Origin of the sequence: Prevotella sp., from assembly GCF_036570325.1 — a bacterium.
In the GTDB taxonomy this organism is placed as follows: domain Bacteria; phylum Bacteroidota; class Bacteroidia; order Bacteroidales; family Bacteroidaceae; genus Prevotella.
Window position 1 is genome coordinate 1 of the sequence record NZ_DATCYK010000028.1, and the last position, 19243, is coordinate 19243.

Below are 19243 nucleotides of genomic sequence, written 5' to 3' on the forward strand. Positions count from 1 at the left end.
ACCACCGTCGACCAAGCCTTGGCCGGTCAGGTGGCCGGTTTGTCGGTCATGACCATGACGGGTGACCCCGGCTCTCCACGCGAGGCGACGCTCAACATACGTGCCGTGACCGGAGCAACGGCCGCTCCCCTGCTCGTCATCGACGGCGTGCCACGCTTCTCCGACAACACCTCGGAGGGTGAGCAGCGCCTTTCCGACCTCAACCCCGACGACATCGAGAGCATTTCGGTGCTCAAAGACGCGGCCGCGGCGTCAGTCTACGGCGTGCGTGCGGCCAACGGTGTCATCCTCATCACCACCAAGCGAAGCAAAGGCGAGGGTCGGGTGAGAATCAACTACCGGGGCCAATACAACATCACCGAGGCCACCCGGTTGCCCAACTTCCTCAACAGCTACGAGTATGCCAAGCTCTACAACAAGGCCATCGAGGGCGTGAGCCGCTACGAGCCTTTCACCGACGAGGAGCTGGAAATGCTTCGCACCCAGAGCAACCCTGACCAATTGGCCAACTCCAACATGCTCGATTACCTGAAGAAGCACGGCTCCAGCACCATGCACAACCTCAGTCTGTCGGGTGGAAACGAGTTTATACGCTACTATGTGTCGGGCGCTTACAGCAACAACACGGGTCTTTACAGCGGCACGGGCACACGCCGACTCAACTACAGCGCCAAACTCGACGCCACACTGGCCAAGGGTCTGACGATGAGCCTCGACTTCACGGGCGTCCGTTCACGCAACAAGAACACCAACTACTCCACCATTGAGCAGGCATATCAGTACGATCCCACCCAGCCGCTCATCCTCAGCAATGGCGAACTGGCCAGCGTGAACGGCGGAAACCCACTTATCTCCATCTACGGACGGGGCGGTTACGTCGAGAATACCATAAACATGCACACGCTTTCGGCCCGATTGAACTGGGAATTGCCTTGGATAAAGGGTCTGAGCGTATATGCGAAGTTCACATCCGACAACAATGGCTCCTATCAGGACCGTTTCAGCAAGCCCGTGGCCTTGTATAAATACGACAAGAAGACGCAACAAATCATGGTGGAGAAGAACTCCATCTACCCCAACGCCAAGATTTCGATGTATAATCAGGACCAATACATGGATAACAACCTCTATGAATTGGGCATTAACTACAACCAATCGTTCGGCCAGCACCACGTAACGGCCATGTTCGTGGGCAACTATCAGGAGTACAGCCACCGTACCTTGTACGCCACCAACTCCAATCTGCCGGGCGTATATCCCGAGATTTTCGGCAACGCCACGCAGGCCGACGCCCATGGAAACAAGCATAAGATTCAGCGCGAGTCCTTCGTCGGACGTGCCACCTATGGCTTTGCCAACCGTTACTTCGCCGAATTCAATTTCCGTGTCGACGGCAGTGTGAAGTTCCATCCCGACCATCGGTGGGCTTTCTTCCCCTCTTTCTCGGCCTCATGGATACTGAGCAACGAGTCGTTTTTCAAGAATTGGCGCCAAAACGTGGTGAGCAATGTCAAGATGAGAGCCTCCACGGGTCTGCTCGGACGCGACGGCGGTATCAGCGACTACAGCTACCTGCTCACCTACATCTACGCCCCGGGCAGCGGCTATACGGTGGGCGGCATTTATCTTCCCTCGGTTCAGGCCAACGGTCCTTATCCTAATCCCGAATTGGAATGGGAAAAGAGCCGCGACTACAACCTCGGTTTAGACCTCGGTTTCTGGGATAACCGCTTCGGATTGACCTTTGAATACTACTGGCGATACCGCACCAACCTCATCGAGGCCGCACCCGGATACCTTTATCCTTACTCCACGGGCGTGGCAACGGTGCCCAACATGAACTACGGAAAAATCAAGGCATGGGGCTACGACCTCACCGTTACCCACCGAAACACCATCGGCCGCGACTTCAGATACAACGCCGACTTCACCCTTTCGATGGGTCGTGACAGGATAGTTGACTACGGCGACGAGACCAACCAGCTCGAAAACCTCCGCATGAAGGGGCTTTCCTCGGGCGAAGTGTTCATGTATGAGGCCGACGGACTGTTCCAAACGCAGGACGAAATCGACAATTACCCGCTCGACCAAACCGGTTCTTACCAAGGAAAGAACTACGGCGTGAAGCCCGGAGATATAAAATACAAGGATCAGAACGACGATAAAGTGCTCGACGACAAGGACCTTATCCACGTCAAAGCGTCGTCCTACCCCGACTTCAACTACGGTTTGAAGCTCGGAGCCGAGTGGAAAGGCTTCTTCTTCAACACCATGTTCCAAGGCGTGGCAGGCTATAAGCAGTACATAAGCGACAGCTACAGCTTGGAGAACGGTACGCTCCAGCGCTTCCAAGACTACCACCTTACCGACACATGGACGCCCGAGAATCCCAATGCCGACTATCCGCGCATCAAGATTACGCCCTCCAGCGACAACAACCGACAGAAGTCTACCTTCTGGCTGCGCGACAACAGCTTCATGCGCTGGCGCTACATCAACATCGGTTACCGCCTGCCGCAGGCATGGCTCAAGCACTTGCTCGTCAGCACCGTGCAGGTATCGTTCACCGCAAGCAACCTCCACACGTGGAGCAAGCTCAAGCACATGGACCCCGAGTCTCACATGGGATACCCCATCCAGCGCTCTTACGGTTTCAATGTGAACATCGGTTTCTAATCGTTCCACCCTTTTCTAAAAAGATATTACACAATGAAAAAGTCAATATTCCTAAGATATGTGTCGGGCGGTTGCCTCGCCTTGGCCGCCACGTTGTGTCTCTCCGCTTGCGACAGCCTCTTCGATGACGCCCCGCAAGACAAGCTCACCGACGAGAGTATATGGTCTACCGAGAACCTGCTCGACGAATATACCATGCCGTGGTATAGCAACATGAGCAACGGATGGGCAGCGATGATGTCCACCTCCTCGTTTCTCAACATGAAATACATGTCCTACATCACGCCCGCTTTCTACTCCGACCAAACTACCTACGGCGTTTCCAACTGGGTAAACTCGGGCGTTGGCGAGGAAATGGCCTCCAAGGAAAGCACCATAAGTTTATATGCCAGCAACCGATGGAAGGCCTACTACACGCAGATACAGAGCGTCAACCGACTCTTGGAGCACGCCTCCAAAATGCCGGAGACCTACAAGCAGCGCATTCTTGGCGAGGCCCACTTCTTCCGGGGCTACTATTACTACCTGCTATTGCAGCGCTTCGGCGGCGTAATGCTCATCGATCACAACTACGACCCACTCCATAGCGACGAGCGTTTCCCCCGTGCCGACTACGAGGAGATGGTGGATTTCATCGCCAAAGAGGCCGACTTGGCCGCCGAGGCGCTCCCCCTGAAGCAGGACAACCGCAACATCGGCCGCGTGACCAAGGGCGCCGCCCTCATGCTCAAGGCCAAAGCCTATTTCTGGGTGGGCAGTCCGCAGTATCAGAACCAAGCCAAGGCCTACAACGGCTTCAGCTCCGACAAGAGCAAGGAGTACATGCAGAAGGCCGCCGAAGCCTATAAGGCCATCGAAGCCCTCAACGTTTACAAGCTCATGCCCGTCAGCGGAAGCACCGAGGAGGCCATAGCGCAGAGCTATCACGACCTTTTCCTGCAACACAACAACGACGAGAGCATTTTGGAATACCAGCACGGCGAGTCCAAACTCAAGAGCGAAGGTGCCCACTCGCTCGACCAAATGGCCATGCCGCCCGTCCTCACGGGTACGCAATGTGCCTACTGCCCCACGCAGAACCACGTCGACGAGTACGGCATGCGCGACGGTAAGGTGCTCGACAGCCAACAACCCTATCTCAACCGCGACTATCGTTTCTACGCCAACGTGCTCTTCGACGGCACCACTTTCCGCGAAAAGCCCATGAATCTCCACTACACCATCGACGCCAAAGGCAAGGAGGTGGCCGAGGACGGCCTCACCAAGTATGGCACAGGACGCAACAACGGCTTCAGTCGCACGGGCTACTACATGCGCAAGTTCCTCGACCCGAAGATCCGTTATCCCTATAACGACAACGAGGGAAGCAATCAGAACTACCCCATTTGGCGCTATGCCGAGCTGCTCCTCGACCATGCCGAGGCCGCATTCCGCACCGGCGACACCCGCACGGCCTTGGAAAAGGTCAACCAAGTGCGCCAACGTGTTCACATGCAGCCCCTCGCCGACATTACGCTCGCCGACATCCTGCGTGAGCGTCGGGTAGAGATGGCCTTCGAGGAGACCACCTTCTGGGATGAGCTTCGACTCGGCACGGCCGTCAAGAACCTCAACGGCACGACCAACCCGCTGCGCCTCATGAAGATAGTTTACCAAAAAGACGGTAGCAAAACCTACACCACCGAGCCCTTGGCCAACCAAAAGGGCGAGCGTGCTTTCCGCGATTATCAGTACTACTATCCCCTTCCTTGGGACGAGGTGCGCTTCCACAGCGTGGAGCAAAACGCCGGTTGGGTAGAGAAGTAAGGAGGTGTTCTTCCGCCCTACCCGCCATTGTAGAATGGCGGGGTAGGCGGAAGAAGTTGTAAGGTTGAGGAGTTGGGAAGAGGAGGGGTTAGCCTTAAAAGGGTAGCAGGCGGTAAAGCCGCCGGTGAGGCGACAGCCCTCTGACCAGTTGGACCAGTCAGACCGGTCGGACCCGTCCGACTTTTTTGGCGGCTCTGCCGCCCACACCCCCTCAAAACTAACCCCTCCTCCTCCCTACTCCCCACCCCCTCAACTCAAAAGCTGCCCTTTCAAGAAACCAAAGCTATTCTTTGGCCCCTTGAAAGGGCAGCTTTTATTCCCCCGAAGCACTCCTTTCATTTCCCCAAAAGGTCGGACCGGTCAGACCAGTCTGACTGGTCCGACTAGTCCGACAGCCTTGTTAATGAAAAAAAGGGAGCTTTTATTTTGAAATCTTCGCTTTTTATTTTACCTTTGCCGTTGGTCAGCAACAGCCTTGGCCTGATGGTTCCATAGTTTAATGGATAGAACGGAGGTTTCCTAAACCTTTGATCCGAGTTCGATTCTCGGTGGAACTACTCTTTTTCTTCGCAACATCAACCCTTATTTTATACCTTAAACACCATGATAGGAGCGATTATAGGCGACATCGTTGGCTCACGTTTTGAGTTTGCAAAACAAACCAACAACAAATTCACTTTATTCACCTCAGACTGCGGTTACACCGATGATACCATCTGTACCATCGCCATTGCCGACGCCATCATGAGCCATCGGCCCTACAAGGAGTCGCTTCACGAATGGTGCCGGCGCTACCCCAACCCCATGGGAGGCTACGGTGAGCGCTTCCTGCGCTGGGTGGAGAGCGACGACCCACAGCCCACCGACAGTTGCGGCAACGGCTCGGCCATGCGCGTGAGCCCCGTGGGATGGCTCTTCGACGACTATCATGACGTGATGGAAGAGGCACGGCTGTCGGCCATCGTCAGCCACAACCACCCCGAAGGCATAAAAGGCGCCCAGTGCGTGGCCACCCTTATTTACTGGTTACGTACCTGTCGCATCACCAAGGAGGAGATTCCCGGCGCCCTCCGACGCAATTTCCACTACACCATTCCCTCCCTCCGCGACATCTACAAGATAGGCAGCGAGGAACATTTTGACGGCACCTGCCAAGAAACAGTGCCCTACGCCATCAGTTGTTTCATGGAAAGCCAAAACTTCGAGGACGCCATCCGCATAGCCGTAGCCGCAGGAGGAGACACCGATACCAAGGCCGCCATCTGCGGAAGCATAGCCGAGGCCTACTACGAGATACCCGAGCAGCTCATCACCCGCGCCTTTGAATACCTCCCGAGCGACATGCTCGACGTCGTGGAGCGGTTCTATGAGCACATAGGCCTCACCATCGGCGAATAGCAAAGGGCCGGCCACATCACGGCTACGGCCACATGTATAACGACAGAAGGTCGGACACAACGCTGCGTCCGACCTTCTGTTATTTTCTTAATCAGTCTTTTTCTCATCCCTTATTCTGTTCCCTCAGATAGTCCCTATAAGGCTTTTTCAGGTCCAAGAAGCGGAAGTTTTGCGGCGGAATATTCGCCGGCGGCGTCATATAGTCGCCATAGCAGTAAGTCAGATAGCGACCGGGCTGCTCCACTCCCATGAGCATGTGACCCTCAAAGGCCACGGGCGTAGGACTGCCATAGACCTCACGGGGCAGAATGCCTCGGCAAGGCTTGTTGTCGTGGTCGGCCACCAACCCCGTCTTCTCTATGGAATATTGGCGCTGCAGGGCGTCAATCCGCCGATGGAGCCACCGCTGCGAGAACAGCTTACGACACAACTTGATAAAGCAACAGTCCACACCACGGCCATGCTTATAAGGGTCACGCTGCGCGAAATACATCAGGCGAACCAACAGCTTGTAACGTTTATAGTGAACATTGCGGGCAATGGGGTTATGCGTCATGCCGTCCAAGGGAAACACGTCGACCGGAAGTCCACCCACGAAGTCGAAACACCGCCGCAGGATATACGTGGTATTCTTGTTCTGAATACGTGCGAAGGCATAGGGATAATTAGGATTTTGCACGCCGCTCACCAGCTCCAAATGGTCGGGGAGCCACTCATTGGCATGCGCTATGAGCCGGTCGTAGTCCTCACGGGGCAACGCCACGTCGGCGTCATCATCCCATGGAACGAAGCCCTTATGCCTTACGGCGCCCAACATGGTGCCGGCCAAAAGATAATAACGAAGCCCGTGGGCCTCACAAACTTTATGAATGGCGACGAGAATATCCAAAAGACAGCGCTGCATTTCGCAGGTCTCGTCCTTGGATATTCTCGCGTTTGAATGATATGTCATACCCTTTAAATTCATTTAAAACCTAAATGGGCGAAACGAAAAACTTATTCTGAACATTATACAGTCGTTTTGTCACGCATTTAAAAATGAGCACCGGCACGATGGCCGGCGCTGTTTACCTTTTCTCGAGCTTACCTAAATAAGTGCCCTTAAGGTGTCTTGAGTTGTTGATGTCGGCCTGCATCATGTCGTATCTTATCTCGATCATGCCATTGGCCTGCACATTAATAAAGAGTTTGCTGCCTTTTCTGAGAGGAAGTTTGTCACCGGTACCACCAAATCCCTTGGTCGATACTATCCAGTTTCCGGGCTGACTGAGGTCTATCTCCTTCGCGTTGAGCTCCTTGCCTATCGTGAATTTAACAGCCTCCTTGGTCCTTCCTTCCGGATAAAAGGTGACGAAATATTTGCCTTCGGCGTCTTCAACGACGGCTGCGGCGGGTATATTGTCTACTCCATTATTGTCTTTGCTGCATGAAGTCATCGCCATGGCGAAACTGAATGCCGAGACAAAGAGGAGGATAAGTGTGCGAAATATTGATAATCTACTTGATTTCATAACTATTATTCTTTTTAATTAATACTATAAATGTACGGACTTGTTATACATATAAAGTATTTCTCAAGCAAATCCCCTACTCCCTCATCACTTTTTTTTCAGAAAAATGCAGTTTTCAATGATTTTTTCGGCTATTTGGAATCCATCTCCTCAAGAATTCGCCTATAAAGGGCTATGTATTCACGGGTGTAGCGTTCGTAGTTAAACCCTAACGAGTAGCGGCGTGCTTCCTCGGCAAAGGCGCCGTTCTTGTCCCACGCCGCAATGCCCTCGCTTACCACTCGGGCCATGGCCTGCGGCTCGTAGCTGTCCCAATAGGTGGCGTAGCGGTCGCAAACTTCGGGCAAACTGCTGAAGCGCGACGAGAAAACCTTGGCCTTGAAGCGCATGGCTTCGAGCACGGGAATGCCGAATCCCTCAAGCCTGCTGGGGAAAACAAAGGCGGCACAGTGGCCGTAGAGCCAGTTTTTCTCGGCGTCCGTAATCTTTCCCACAAGGCTCACACGGCCCTCGCCCTGCTCCTTGATGAGCTGACGGAGCTGCCCGGCATACTTGAAATGGTCGTCGCCGGCGATGTAGAGCTTGTATTCGGGCAGGTGGGCCATCATCCTCACCAGCGTGTGAAAGTTCTTCTTCTCACGTATCTGACCAATGGTAAAGAGGAAACGCTCGTCGTCATCCTTCACGAAAGCGGGACGGCGACCGGCCCGGTCCGAACTGTCAACATCGGCAATGCCGTTATAGATAACCTCCATGTGCTTTTGGCTGACGTCGTAATGGGCCGCCACGTCTTGGGCAACGTAGTGGGATATGACCGTGATATAGTCGGACCGACGGATACGCCACGGCACACGAATACAGTATTTCAGGAGGTGAATGCCTTTCTTTTCCGTGAAATAGTTAAGGTCATGCACGGTAAGGAGCTGCGTGGTGCCCTTACTCCGCCGACGATACTTAAACTGCTGGTCCGTGGCATGCCATAGGTCGATGTGGCAAGGTAGGGCACGCAGTTCCTTGGCGGCATGCTCCGCCGAGATATAGAGAAACCTATCACCGTATTCACCCTTGTGCTTCTCGGGCACCATGAGGACAAACCGCATGTCGTCCACGTCGCTCTTGGCGAGGCAACGCAGGTATTGACGGGCTATTTCGCCGAACCCGCAGAAAGCGTCAAGGCTTGAAAAATCGATTAATACAGTTTTCATTATGTTATTGTTTAAAATTTTAGGGGTTGTCGCCGAGGGCCTTTTGCCTTGTCATAGGGCTGCTCTCGGTCGGTGAAAAGGCCTTTATGGGCCGGCCGAAGGCCATGTATGGTTTAGCCAAACAGCTTCAGCCTTACGCACATTTCCCTGAATCGGGCCCACACCTCCTCGGCGGTGATGAGCCGGTACTGCTGCTCACGGGGCATGGCCGTTACGTCGGCCAAGTCGGTGGGGGCCACTCCCTCGGCGGGGGTGGCGTTCTGTGGCAGCCACTTGGTCTTGCTGCTGCCCGGCGCACACACCACGAACGATGGTCGGCCGCAGGCATGTGCCACGTGGCGGGCGCCACCCTCATTGCCGAAATACAGCGTGCAGGCGTCGGCCAGCGCCACAAGCTCGCGTTGGCTGCGGGCTTCCACGTCGATGAAAACATCAGACGGACGGCCCAAGCGCTCGTAAATGCGCAGGGCGTTTTCCTTCTCTCGACCGGGCGCATAGTTGAAAATTACTTGTACCTCGGGCCATTCCACCATGAATTGGCGCAACGTCCACGTCATGCGTTCTTCGTCCCAAGTCTTGTGAGGCAGCTTGGCGGTGACGCCGACCAGCAGGATGGGGCGCCGGAGATCGAGCCCTTTCGACGTGAGATAGCGCCGGTAGTCGGCCCGCTCGTCCTCGGTAAGGCTGAGGGTGAACTGCTTGTTGGGCTTCAGGGTGCCCTCCTGACGGAGCGGACGAAGCATGGCGAGGTTGTGGTCTATCATGCTCTCGTCGGCCCTACACTCGGGTTGAACGTAGTTATAGGCCAGTCGGCTGTAGGGTTTGGCCAGTCCTATGCGGTACTTGGTGCGCCGTGAGAAGAGCGCGAAGGGCATGGTGTTGACCGTGGAGCGCAGGTCGATAATCGCGTCGTAGTGGGTCTGGGTCACTACGCGGCGCACCTTGCGCAGGTAAGTCAGCACATGATGGCGCTCGTCGTCGGTAAAGGTGATGACGTGCGATAGGGAAGGATGGCCCTCGAAGAGACGTGCCAGCCGCTCATTGAGCACGAAGTCTATCTGCGCGTCGGGAAAACTGTCGCGCAGGGTGTTGAGCAGTGAGGTGCCCAAAATGGCGTCGCCCATCTGTCGAAAGCGGATAACGAGTATCTTCATAGGCCGTGGAGAATGGGTCAGGGGCTGAAAAATTTACAATTCCACACGGTAATCTACCGTGTGTTTCTTTAAATATTTGGTCCAAAACTTCTTGCGTGCGGCGGTGATAAGGCGCTCGGTCTCGTTGATGTCATAGCCTCGGGCGGTGGCATAACTGCGGGCCGTGAGCATGAAAAAGCGCATCGAACCCCATAGGCGTGCGAAGTTGGCGCAGCCCTGCTTCTTGCTTACGGGACCTATTTGTAGGCGGTTGATGTCGACGAGTGAGAAAACGAAGTTGCCGTTCTCGTCCTTGTCCCACAAGATATTGCCGGGTGAGTAGTCGCGATGGAGTATGCCGGCGTTGTGAAGGCGGGCGGTGTAGCGGCCGAAAGCGCTGCAAAAGTCCTCGTAAGTGCCTTTACGGGCGTTGCCAAACTCGTACATGTCGTGACGATAGGGGCACTGCAGGCTCACGAAATAGCTGTAACCCAGCAACATTCCTTGGCGTTGCTCCATGTAAGCCACGGGCTCGGGCGTGTCAAAGCCTCGCTTATAGATCTCGGCGGGGTACTCCCAAGCCCGCTGTCCCTTGGGTTTGCGCAGGCCGAAGGAGTAAACAAGGAGGTTGATGAACCGCGGACGGTGATAGCGTTTCACGTTGAGCACGGTGCCATCGGGGGCCGTGAACTTCTTTATCCAGTTGCGCTGGCCGCCGTAGACATGCTCTCCCTCGCTCTCGAAGCGCTTCGGAAGCGTGGCTATCCAGTCGCGCAGGTGTTCGTATTTCTTGTTAATTTCCATTTTTTTATCGTGTTGTTATGTTATGATTTCTTTCTTACTTTCCCGTCGATTACCTCAAATCGGCGATCGAACTCTTCCTTGGTGCGCTTCCACCGGTTGTGGGTCCAGAGGTAGTAGCGGGGCTCCCGCCTTATGGTTTGCTCCAACATCTCAAAGAAACGGGCGATGATGGCATGCGGGGGCATGTCGTTGGGACGGCGGGTGATGAGCTTGTAGGTGGCCGTGTAGTAGCCGCGGCGGGGCCGACTCATCTCCACGTAGAACACGGCGTCGTTCATCTTGCGCATGATACGCTCCGAACCGGTGAACACGGGCGTGGCCTCGTGGTTGAGGAAGGGCAGCCATAGGTGAATATTCTCCCACTTGGGGGCTTGGTCACTGATGTAACCGAAGATGGACATGAGCCCCCGCCGCTTGTAATCCACAAGGTAACGGAGGATGTCTTTCTTGGGAATGGGCACGGCGTTGGCCTCGTGGGAGCGGATGGCCCTGAACAAATTATCGAAGCTCTTGTTGCGAAGCGGGTGGTAAATGAGGCCCGTCATGCGCTCAGGGGGCAGGTCGATACCCACGCACGACAGCCATTCCCAATTACAATAGTGGCCGAGGATGGCCGCCACGTCCTGCCCCTCACGGAAACATTGCTCCACTTCGTCCGAACCGATGATACGGAAGCGGCGGCGCAATTCCTCATCGCTGATGGATAACAGTTTGACGGCCTCGAAGAAATAGTCGGCAAACCAATGGTAGAAGCCTCGCTCTATATGGCGTATCTCCTCCATGCTTTTCTCGGGAAACGAGCCGGTGAGATTGCGCCTCACCACCCCTCGGCGGTATCTGAAGACATGGTAAATGAGCAGATACTCGAAGTCGGCCACCGCGTAAAGCACGCGGAGGGGCAACAGCGATAGGCCATAGAAGAGATAATAAATGACTTTGCTCATGATGGGGGGCGGCAAAGCCGCCGGTTGGAGGGTGAGGGGTTGGGAGGATGAATGGTTACTTTAGAGGGTGAAAGGCGGCTTGCGAGCCGCCAAAAGCGTCGGACTAGTCAGACCGGTCTGACTAGTTCGACCGGTCCGAGGGGCTTAATGCCCCTGCCCTTAATGGGCAATTGCTTGCCCATTAAGGGCAAACCGCCGGCCCGCTATGCCTGCATGTCGTGCAACTTGCGGTAATATCCGTCCTTGGCCAGCAGGCTTTCGTGGGTTCCCCGCTCCACGATGCGGCCCTCATGGAGCACGCATATCTCGTCGGCATTCTTGATAGTAGAGAGCCGATGGGCAATGGCCACCGTGGTGCGGGTCTTCATCAACCGCTCCAAAGCGTCCTGCACGAGGCGTTCACTCTCGGTGTCGAGGGCCGAGGTGGCCTCGTCGAGGATGAGGATGGGCGGGTTTTTCAGGATGGCCCGGGCTATGCTGACACGCTGGCGCTGGCCTCCGGAGAGACGACCGCCACGGTCGCCGATGTTGGTATCAAAGCCATTCTCGGACGACATGATGAAGTCGTAGGCGTTGGCAATGCGCGATGCCTCGATGATTTGCTCGTCGGTGGCGCCATCTACGCCGAAAGCGATGTTGTTGCGGAACGAGTCGTTGAAGAGAATAGCCTCCTGATTGACGTTGCCAATGAGCTGTCGCAGGTCGTGAATGCCGAGGTCGCGCACGTTGATTCCATCGATGAGCACCTCTCCTTCCTGCACGTCGTAGTAGCGAGGGATGAGGTCCACGAGGGTGCTCTTGCCCGAGCCGCTCTGTCCCACCAAGGCTATGGTCTTGCCCTTGGGTATCGTAAGGTTGATATTGCGCAGCACATAAAGCAGTTGGTCGGCGCCATTGGGGGCATGGCCATCGGCGGCGCGATAGGCGAAACTGACGTTACGAAACTCTATCTGGTGCTCAAACGACGTGATATGTATGGGCGATTGGGGCTCCTGAAGGTCGATTTCGGCTTTCAATATCTTATCGACGCGCTCCATCGAGGCCAGTCCCTTGGGAATGTTATAGCCTGCCTTGGAAAATTCTTTCAGCGGATTGATAATGCTGTAAAGCAGCGTCATGTAGTAAATAAACGACGGTCCGTCGATGGTTTTATTGTTAAGCACGAGGATTCCGCCGAACCACAGCACCACGACGATCATCACCGTGCCCAAGAACTCGCTCATGGGATGGGCCATCTGTTGGCGAATGTTCACCTTCATGATGTCGCTTCGATAGGCCGAATTTACCTTGTCGAAGCGCCGGTTCATCTTTTCCTCGGCGCAAAATGCCTTGATGATACGTAGGCCGCCGAGCGTTTCCTCCACCTGACTCATCGTGTCGCTCCACAAGGCTTGGGCCTTCATGCTCTTGGCCTTGAGCTTTCGGCCCACCAAACCCATGAACCAACCGAACAAGGGCACGAAAACAATGGTGAACAGCGTCAGCTCCCACGACAGGAACAGCAAGGCCGAGAAATAAATAAGAATAAGGATGGGATTCTTGAAAAGCATGTCGAGACTCGACATGATGGAACTTTCTATCTCCTGAACGTCGCCGCTCATGCGGGCAATGATGTCGCCCTTGCGCTCCTCGCTGAAGAAACCGAGCGGCAAAGCGTTGATTTTCCGATATAACTGATTGCGAATGTCGCGCACGACGCCGGTCCTTATGGGGATGATAGTGGCCGAGGAGAGGAAGTAGGCGCCCGTCTTGAGCAGCGTCATGAACGCCAAGACAAGGCCGATGATAAGCAGTGTGGTGGTAGCTCCCCACGTGCTGATGAGCTGACTGACGTAATAGTCCATGTTGTTCATCAGCGATTCCTTGAGATTTCCCATCGTCACGGGCATGAGCGCCGTGGCTTTGGCCCCGCCGTCGGTCTTGAACAGAATGCTCAACATGGGTATCAGCGTGGCAAAAGAGAACACGTTGAGGATGGCCGAGAGGACATTGAAGAACACGCTCCACGCCAAATAACGCTTGTAGGGTGGAACAAAACGGCGCAGCACCTGTAGGAATTCTTTCATAAAATGGCTTTTTTAGTGGGGCCATGGCGCCGCCGTGACTCATCGTGACGGCCGCTGCCATGGGGTGATAGCTTAAATTTCTTCGCCAAAGAGCGTGGCGCTGGTAGAACCGGTGATACGCACTTTCACGAACTCACCGATGTGATGATTGCCTTTCTCTATGATGACGGCCTTGTTCTGCTCGGTCCGTCCCATCAGATGATTGCGGTCGCGCTTGGCAAATCGCTCGATAAGTATCGTGAACTCCTTGCCCTCATCCTTCTTGTTTTGCCGAGCGCTGATGTCGGTCTGCAGGCGGATGAGCTTGTTGAGTCGGTCTACCTTCACCTCCTCGGGCACGTTGTCGGGCAGGTGTTTGGCGGCGTAGGTGCCCGGACGCTCGGAGTATTTGAACATGAAAGCGGAGTCGAAGCCCACTTCTTCCACCAAGGAGAGCGTCTGCCGGTAATCTTCCTCGCTCTCGTTGTGGTATCCCACGAAGACGTCGGTGGTGAGGCCGCAGCCCGGAATGATGCGACGGATGGCCTCAACCTTGCTCAGGTAGTCCTCACGGGTGTACTTTCGGTTCATGAGTTTCAGCGTGGAATTGCTGCCACTCTGGGCCGGGAAGTGGATGTGATTGCAGAGATTGGGCTCCTCGGCGATGACATGGAGGATGTCCTCGGTCATGTCCTCGGGATTGGACGTGGTGAAACGCACCCGCATTTGGGGCACGCTGCGGGCCACCTCACGCAGCAGTTGGGCGAAGGAAATGCCGTCGTCGGGGCGCTTGCCGTTAGGAAGCAGACCGTAGGAGTTGACGTTCTGCCCCAAGAGGGTTACCTCCTTGAAGCCTTTGTCGCGCAGGTCGTGCACCTCCTTGAGTATGCTTTCCACGTCACGACTGCGCTCACGACCACGGGTGAAGGGCACGATGCAGTAGTGGCAGAAGTTGTTGCAGCCACGCATAATGCTGACAAAACCGCTCACCCGGTTGCCTCCGATACGCTGGGGAATGACGTCCCGGTAGGTCTCGGTGGTCGAGAGCTCCACGTCTTGCGCGTTATGTCCCAGCTCGCACTGGGCTATCATTTCGGGCAGATTCAAGTAAGCGTCGGGTCCACACACGAGGTTGGCGTGGTGGTTCTGTATCAGGTCGTCCTTCACTCGCTCGGCCATGCAACCCAGCACACCCAATATGGGTGAGGGATGCGAGGCTTCCGACGCCGCCGGAGCCGGCCCATCGCCCTCCGCCAAGGCCTTTCGCTGCTCGGCGTCACGCTTCTTTTGCAGGGCATGGAGGGTTTCCAAACGGTGGTAAATCTTGTTCTCGGCGTTCTCACGAATGCTACATGTATTGAGGAAAATGGCGTCAGCGTCCTCCTCCTTGTCACATATTTCGTAGCCGGCCATCTGCATCACCGAGGCGACCACTTCGCTGTCGGCCACGTTCATCTGGCAACCGTAGGTTTCGATATATAGTTTTTTCATATTTCTTTTTAAAAAATGAGATGGATAATTTTACGCTTTGATTTTGCCCACGGCCATGAATCCGAAGAAAGCCATGGCCCCGGTAATGAGTCCGGCGATGGCGTCGACGGCGTAATGGGCCTGAATGTAAACCGTGGCCAAGCACAGAAAGACGTAGAATGGCGCCATGGCGAGGAGCAACTTGCGGTTGCCCGACCAGCCGATGAGCAGCATGCAAACCGTGCTAATGCCCACGTGTGAGCTGGGGAAGGCGGCCGTGGGGCGCTCGCCGGCGGCCTTGGCGTCTTCCACCAAGTGATAGAACAAGCCGTCCTTGTAGCCCGGACTGGGCAGGCAAGCCTGATGGTTATTGAAGTAATCGTGCAGATTGGGGAACACGCCGTTGGCTATTTCCTTCAGTCCCACGGCCTTATAATAGAAGGTGGGACCCACGACGGGCAGTAAATCGAACACTACGTAATAGGCGAAAAAGGAGCCGATGACCACGAAAGCGGCCCGTTGGAAATCCTGATAGCGCCAAAAGAAGAAGTACAGAACGGTCAGTACGATGAGCGGATAGTAGGCCGCGTAGCCCATATCCATCAGCTCGCTCACCACGGGGGAGGGGAAGCGCTCGGCAAAGAGCAGGGCGGGCTGGCAGCCGAAGAGCCATTGGTCGGCCAAGGCAAAGTAGTGGTCGAGGTTGGGCAGCACCCGATTGAGCTCATAGGTGTCGGGGTACCACCATGCCAGCAGCCCGAACTGGGCCATCACCCTGAACAACATGACCATCCGACAAGGCAACAACCGGTAGCTGGCCCACAGCGCCAACGTCACCGCGCCTATCTTCAGACGGTCCCAAATCATGGAGTCGGGATTGTCGAGACGGGTGAAGAGGAAGAGCACCATGAGCAACGTGAAGGCCATGTAGCCCAGCACGACCCACTCCAACGGCAGCAGTCCGCGGCGTGGAGCGGCCTCTATCTTGAACAGTTCCTTGATTGTCATAGCCAATGGTTCTCCTTATACCAGCGCATGGTGAGCGCCGTGCCCCGTCGAAGGTCGAAATGGGGATGATACCCCAGCTCGTCCATCGTGGGCTCTATGTTGCAACGCCAGTTGCGCTGGCGCAGAATGTTGTACTTATCATCGTTGAGCGCCGTCATCCTACCCGTGACGTGGCCCCAATACTCGCCCACCTTCGTGACGATACGCAGCACCCACACGGGTGCCTTTATCTTGATACGGAACGGTCGGCCCAGCTCCTCATGGATGTAATCGCTGAAGTCGCTGCTCTCGTAAATATTGCCATCGCTCAGGAAATACTTGCGTCCGTTCATGCCATGGTCGAAGGCCAAGAACACGGCTTGCACCACATCTTCCACATAAACGAAGGTGATGTCCTGCCGACGGAAGCCCACCGAGAAATCCACATGGCGCTTCATACTCTGCGCCATCAGGAAATAGTCGGTCTCACGAGGGCCATAGACGCCCGTGGGACGCAGCACTATGTAGGGGAAATCGCTGCCGAGGGAGTCGAGATAGTACTCTGCCTCGAGCTTGCTACGGCCATAGGCGGTGTTGGGACGGGGCAAATCGTTCTCATCTATCTCCTGATAAGGCTGCCGCTCCTTGATAGCGCCGAACACACTGAGACTGCTGATGAAGACAAAACGCCTGATGGGCATTTGCAACGCACGGATGGCGTCGGCCAAATTCTTGGTTCCCTCGGTGTTGGTCTTGAAAAAATCGGCCGCATGAAGACACTTCGTGGCACCGGCCGCGTGCACCACATAATCAAATTGTCGGCCGCGAAGCTGCTCTCGGAGCTTGTCAGCCGACCCAAGGTCAAGCTCTATGAAATGGATGCGAGGGTCTTGCAGATAGCGTCGTGAACTGCTTTTCCGCACGCCGGCCCACACCTCCATGCCACGGCGCAGGGCTTCCTCAACCACGAAACTGCCGATGAAGCCACTCGCGCCTGTCACTAATATACTTAAACTCATTATTTATTTATACGCGTATAACGCTTGCAAAGTTAGCGATTATTTCATGGATTTGCTACAAAGACATTAAAAAAAGTGGGGGCAGGCTCCATCGGCGACCCTCCGGGAGCGCCGATGGAGCAGTTGAGGAGGTGGGGAGTTGAGGGGATGAATAGTTTGTTTTGTGGATGATAGGATGCAGAAAAGTTGTTTTTAAAATATTAAAGTAACTATTCATCTTCCCAACCTCCCAACTCCTCAACTCCTTGAAGCCCTCATCGGACCAATCCGACTGGTCGGACCAGCCTGACCCGTCAAACCTTGCTTGAGGGTCAATGGGCCCCTCAAAGAATAAAGTAATTATTCATCCCCTCAACCCCTTAACCTCCAACTGCGGCTTTCGCCGCCCTCAACCTCCTACCAACCAAAAAAAGGAATGACGCTTTTCATCGGCGCCATTCCTTAGCTTTTGAGGCAGAAAGGGGCAGTCCTACTGCCCTTTTCTTAAAACTTTTACTTCAAACAAAGTCTGTTTTTAGTGAAACATATCGTCGCTTGCGGCCCAATCGAGCAGCTTATAATGCTTGTAGAGGTTCACGTTGCGCTGCTTGAAAGAATTGAAATCTTTGAGCTTGTTGTCGGTCCATCCGGTCTCGGCGATGGCTGCCATGCGGGGCAGAAGCTGATACTCGGCCAACTGCTTGTAAGGAATGTACTCCGTCCAGAGGTTACCTTGCACACCGATAACGTGCTTCTTGAGCGCCTCCGAGGCGTCGTCGGGCACGGGGTTGTAGCTGTAGACCTTGTCAACGGGCAGGTATCCGCCGATAAGACGTATGTCCGTGCTCTTGTTCTGATAGTAGTCGAGATAGTAATAGTCCGTGGGCGTCATGATGGCGTCGAGTCCTCGCTCGGCAGCTTGCTGTCCGCCGGCCACGCCGCGCCAGCTCATGACGGTTGTGCCGGGAACGATGTCGCCCTCGAGAACTTCATCCCAACCTATCACATTTCGTCCCTTGGCCTCCAAGTGCTTGGCGATGACGTTGAGGAAATGGCACTGCAATTGGGCCTCGGCCGAGAATCCGTTGGATCCTTTCAGGCCCAAGCGCTTTATTTCGGCCTGACAGTCGGGGCAGGCTTCCCACCGTTTGCGGGGCGCCTCGTCGCCTCCGAGGTGAATGAACTTAGAGGGGAATATCTCGAGGAGCTCATCGAGCACGTTCTTAGCGAACTCGTAAGTCTTCGATTTGCCTGCGCAGAGAATGTCATCGAACACGCCCCACGACTGTGCCACCTCGTATGGACCGCCCGTGCAGCCCAGTTCGGGATAGGCAGTGAGGGCTGCCAGCATGTGGCCGGGCATGTCTATCTCGGGTATTATGGTGATGTAGCGGTCGGCGGCGTACTTCACGATTTCCTTCAGTTGGTCCTTGGTGTAGAAACCACCGTAGGGCACGCCGTCATACACAGGCGAGTTGTGGCCAATGACGGTTTGTTTGCGCACCGAACCCACCTCGGTCAATCGCGGGTAACGGTCTATCTGCACGCGCCATCCTTGGTCCTCGGTGAGGTGCCAATGGAAGGTGTTGAGGTTGTGCATGGCCAAAATGTCGATGTATTCCTTCACCAAAGCCACGCTGAAGAAATGGCGTCCGCAGTCGAGCATGCCACCGCGATAGCCAAAGCGGGGCTGGTCGGCGATGCGTGCGGCGGGCAGGTTGACGCTTGCCTGCTGCTCCACGGGCAGCGACTTGCGCAGGGTCTGTATGCCGTAGAACACGCCTGCCGGTGTGCGACCTTCGATGGTGACGCCCTTGGCCTTGACTGTGATGACATAGCCCTCGTCATTGGCAATCTTCGCATTGAGCGCCAAGGTGATTGTTTTCTTGCCCGTGGCGGCCAGCTCTATGCCCGTCACTTCTTTTATGTATTGCTTCAAGAACTGCGCGTTGCGCATCATGGCCGCGTCATTGCCCACCACGTTGATGGCTGTAGCGCCATCGAGCACGAAGGCGGCTCCCTTGTTAGCCGTGATACTTTGGGGCAACGGCACTACCTGATAATTGGCGTCGGCTGCCTGAAGGCCAAATGAGGCCATGGCAAGCGCCACGGAAAGTAAAGTTTTTCTCATGTTTGGGTTATGTTGAATAAATGAATATGCCGGTCAATAGCTACGCCCTTCAAGCGCATAGGGCAAAATTACGCTAAATTATTCGGAATGCCTAATGTTTTAAAAATATTTTTCCAAGAAAATGGCGGCAGGCGG

General features: G+C 55.1%; 14 protein-coding genes and 1 tRNA gene. 4 read left to right on the plus strand and 11 right to left on the minus strand.

The annotated features are described in order from the left end of the window. The 4 genes from VIR50_RS02205 to VIR50_RS02220 form a co-directional block, all read left to right on the plus strand. Nucleotides 1–2676 (plus strand): SusC/RagA family TonB-linked outer membrane protein (locus VIR50_RS02205; protein ID WP_331933519.1); only part of this gene is annotated, 2676 nt, incomplete at its 5' end. A 33-nt stretch (nt 2677–2709) separates the two neighbouring features. Then, nucleotides 2710–4482 carry a RagB/SusD family nutrient uptake outer membrane protein gene (locus VIR50_RS02210; protein ID WP_331933520.1) on the plus strand — a complete coding sequence of 591 codons (1773 nt, stop codon included), beginning with the start codon at nt 2710–2712 and terminating at the stop codon, nt 4480–4482. A 485-nt stretch (nt 4483–4967) separates the two neighbouring features. Beyond that, nucleotides 4968–5039, plus strand: a tRNA-Arg gene (locus tag VIR50_RS02215). 46 nt (nt 5040–5085) lie between these two features. Next, nucleotides 5086–5880, plus strand: coding sequence for an ADP-ribosylglycohydrolase family protein (locus VIR50_RS02220; RefSeq protein WP_331933521.1), 795 nt, complete (start codon nt 5086–5088; stop codon nt 5878–5880). 103 nt (nt 5881–5983) lie between these two features. Here the strand turns inward: VIR50_RS02220 and VIR50_RS02225 are convergent, their stop codons facing one another. The 11 genes from VIR50_RS02225 to VIR50_RS02275 all read right to left on the minus strand — a co-directional run bounded on the left by VIR50_RS02225 (nt 5984) and on the right by VIR50_RS02275 (nt 19108). Beyond that, nucleotides 5984–6832, minus strand: coding sequence for a LicD family protein (locus VIR50_RS02225; protein WP_331933522.1), 849 nt, complete (start codon nt 6830–6832; stop codon nt 5984–5986). Nucleotides 6833–6947: 115 nt separating this feature from the next. Continuing rightward, nucleotides 6948–7391, minus strand: a complete 444-nt coding sequence (locus tag VIR50_RS02230) for a hypothetical protein (RefSeq protein WP_331933523.1) — start codon at nt 7389–7391, stop codon at nt 6948–6950. A 131-nt stretch (nt 7392–7522) separates the two neighbouring features. After that, a complete protein-coding gene (locus tag VIR50_RS02235) occupies nt 7523–8596 on the minus strand; it encodes a glycosyltransferase family 4 protein (RefSeq protein WP_331933524.1) in 1074 nt (357 codons plus the stop codon). Nucleotides 8597–8709: 113 nt separating this feature from the next. Beyond that, complete coding sequence (locus VIR50_RS02240) at nt 8710–9750, minus strand: glycosyltransferase family 9 protein (protein ID WP_331933525.1); 1041 nt, start codon at nt 9748–9750, stop codon at nt 8710–8712. Nucleotides 9751–9783: 33 nt separating this feature from the next. Continuing rightward, nucleotides 9784–10533, minus strand: a complete 750-nt coding sequence (locus VIR50_RS02245) for a lipopolysaccharide kinase InaA family protein (RefSeq protein WP_331933526.1) — start codon at nt 10531–10533, stop codon at nt 9784–9786. A 20-nt stretch (nt 10534–10553) separates the two neighbouring features. Next, nucleotides 10554–11477 carry a lysophospholipid acyltransferase family protein gene (locus VIR50_RS02250; protein ID WP_331933527.1) on the minus strand — a complete coding sequence of 308 codons (924 nt, stop codon included), beginning with the start codon at nt 11475–11477 and terminating at the stop codon, nt 10554–10556. Nucleotides 11478–11680: 203 nt separating this feature from the next. Beyond that, nucleotides 11681–13543 (minus strand): ABC transporter ATP-binding protein, encoded by a 1863-nt coding sequence (locus VIR50_RS02255; RefSeq protein ID WP_331933528.1) that lies wholly within the window; start codon nt 13541–13543, stop codon nt 11681–11683. A gap of 72 nt (nt 13544–13615) precedes the next feature. Continuing rightward, nucleotides 13616–15013 (minus strand): tRNA (N6-isopentenyl adenosine(37)-C2)-methylthiotransferase MiaB, encoded by a 1398-nt coding sequence (gene miaB / locus VIR50_RS02260; RefSeq protein ID WP_331933529.1) that lies wholly within the window; start codon nt 15011–15013, stop codon nt 13616–13618. Nucleotides 15014–15043: 30 nt separating this feature from the next. Next, on the minus strand, nt 15044–16000 hold the full coding sequence (locus VIR50_RS02265) for a phosphatase PAP2 family protein (RefSeq protein ID WP_331933530.1): 957 nt from the start codon (nt 15998–16000) through the stop codon (nt 15044–15046). Continuing rightward, entirely contained in the window at nt 15997–16998 is a 1002-nt protein-coding gene (locus VIR50_RS02270; protein WP_331933531.1) for an NAD-dependent epimerase/dehydratase family protein, read from the minus strand. Before VIR50_RS02270 ends, VIR50_RS02265 begins: the two co-directional genes overlap by 4 nt. Nucleotides 16999–17512: 514 nt before the next feature. Next, a complete protein-coding gene (locus tag VIR50_RS02275) occupies nt 17513–19108 on the minus strand; it encodes a beta-N-acetylhexosaminidase (protein ID WP_331933532.1) in 1596 nt (531 codons plus the stop codon). Nucleotides 19109–19243 lie beyond the last annotated feature (135 nt).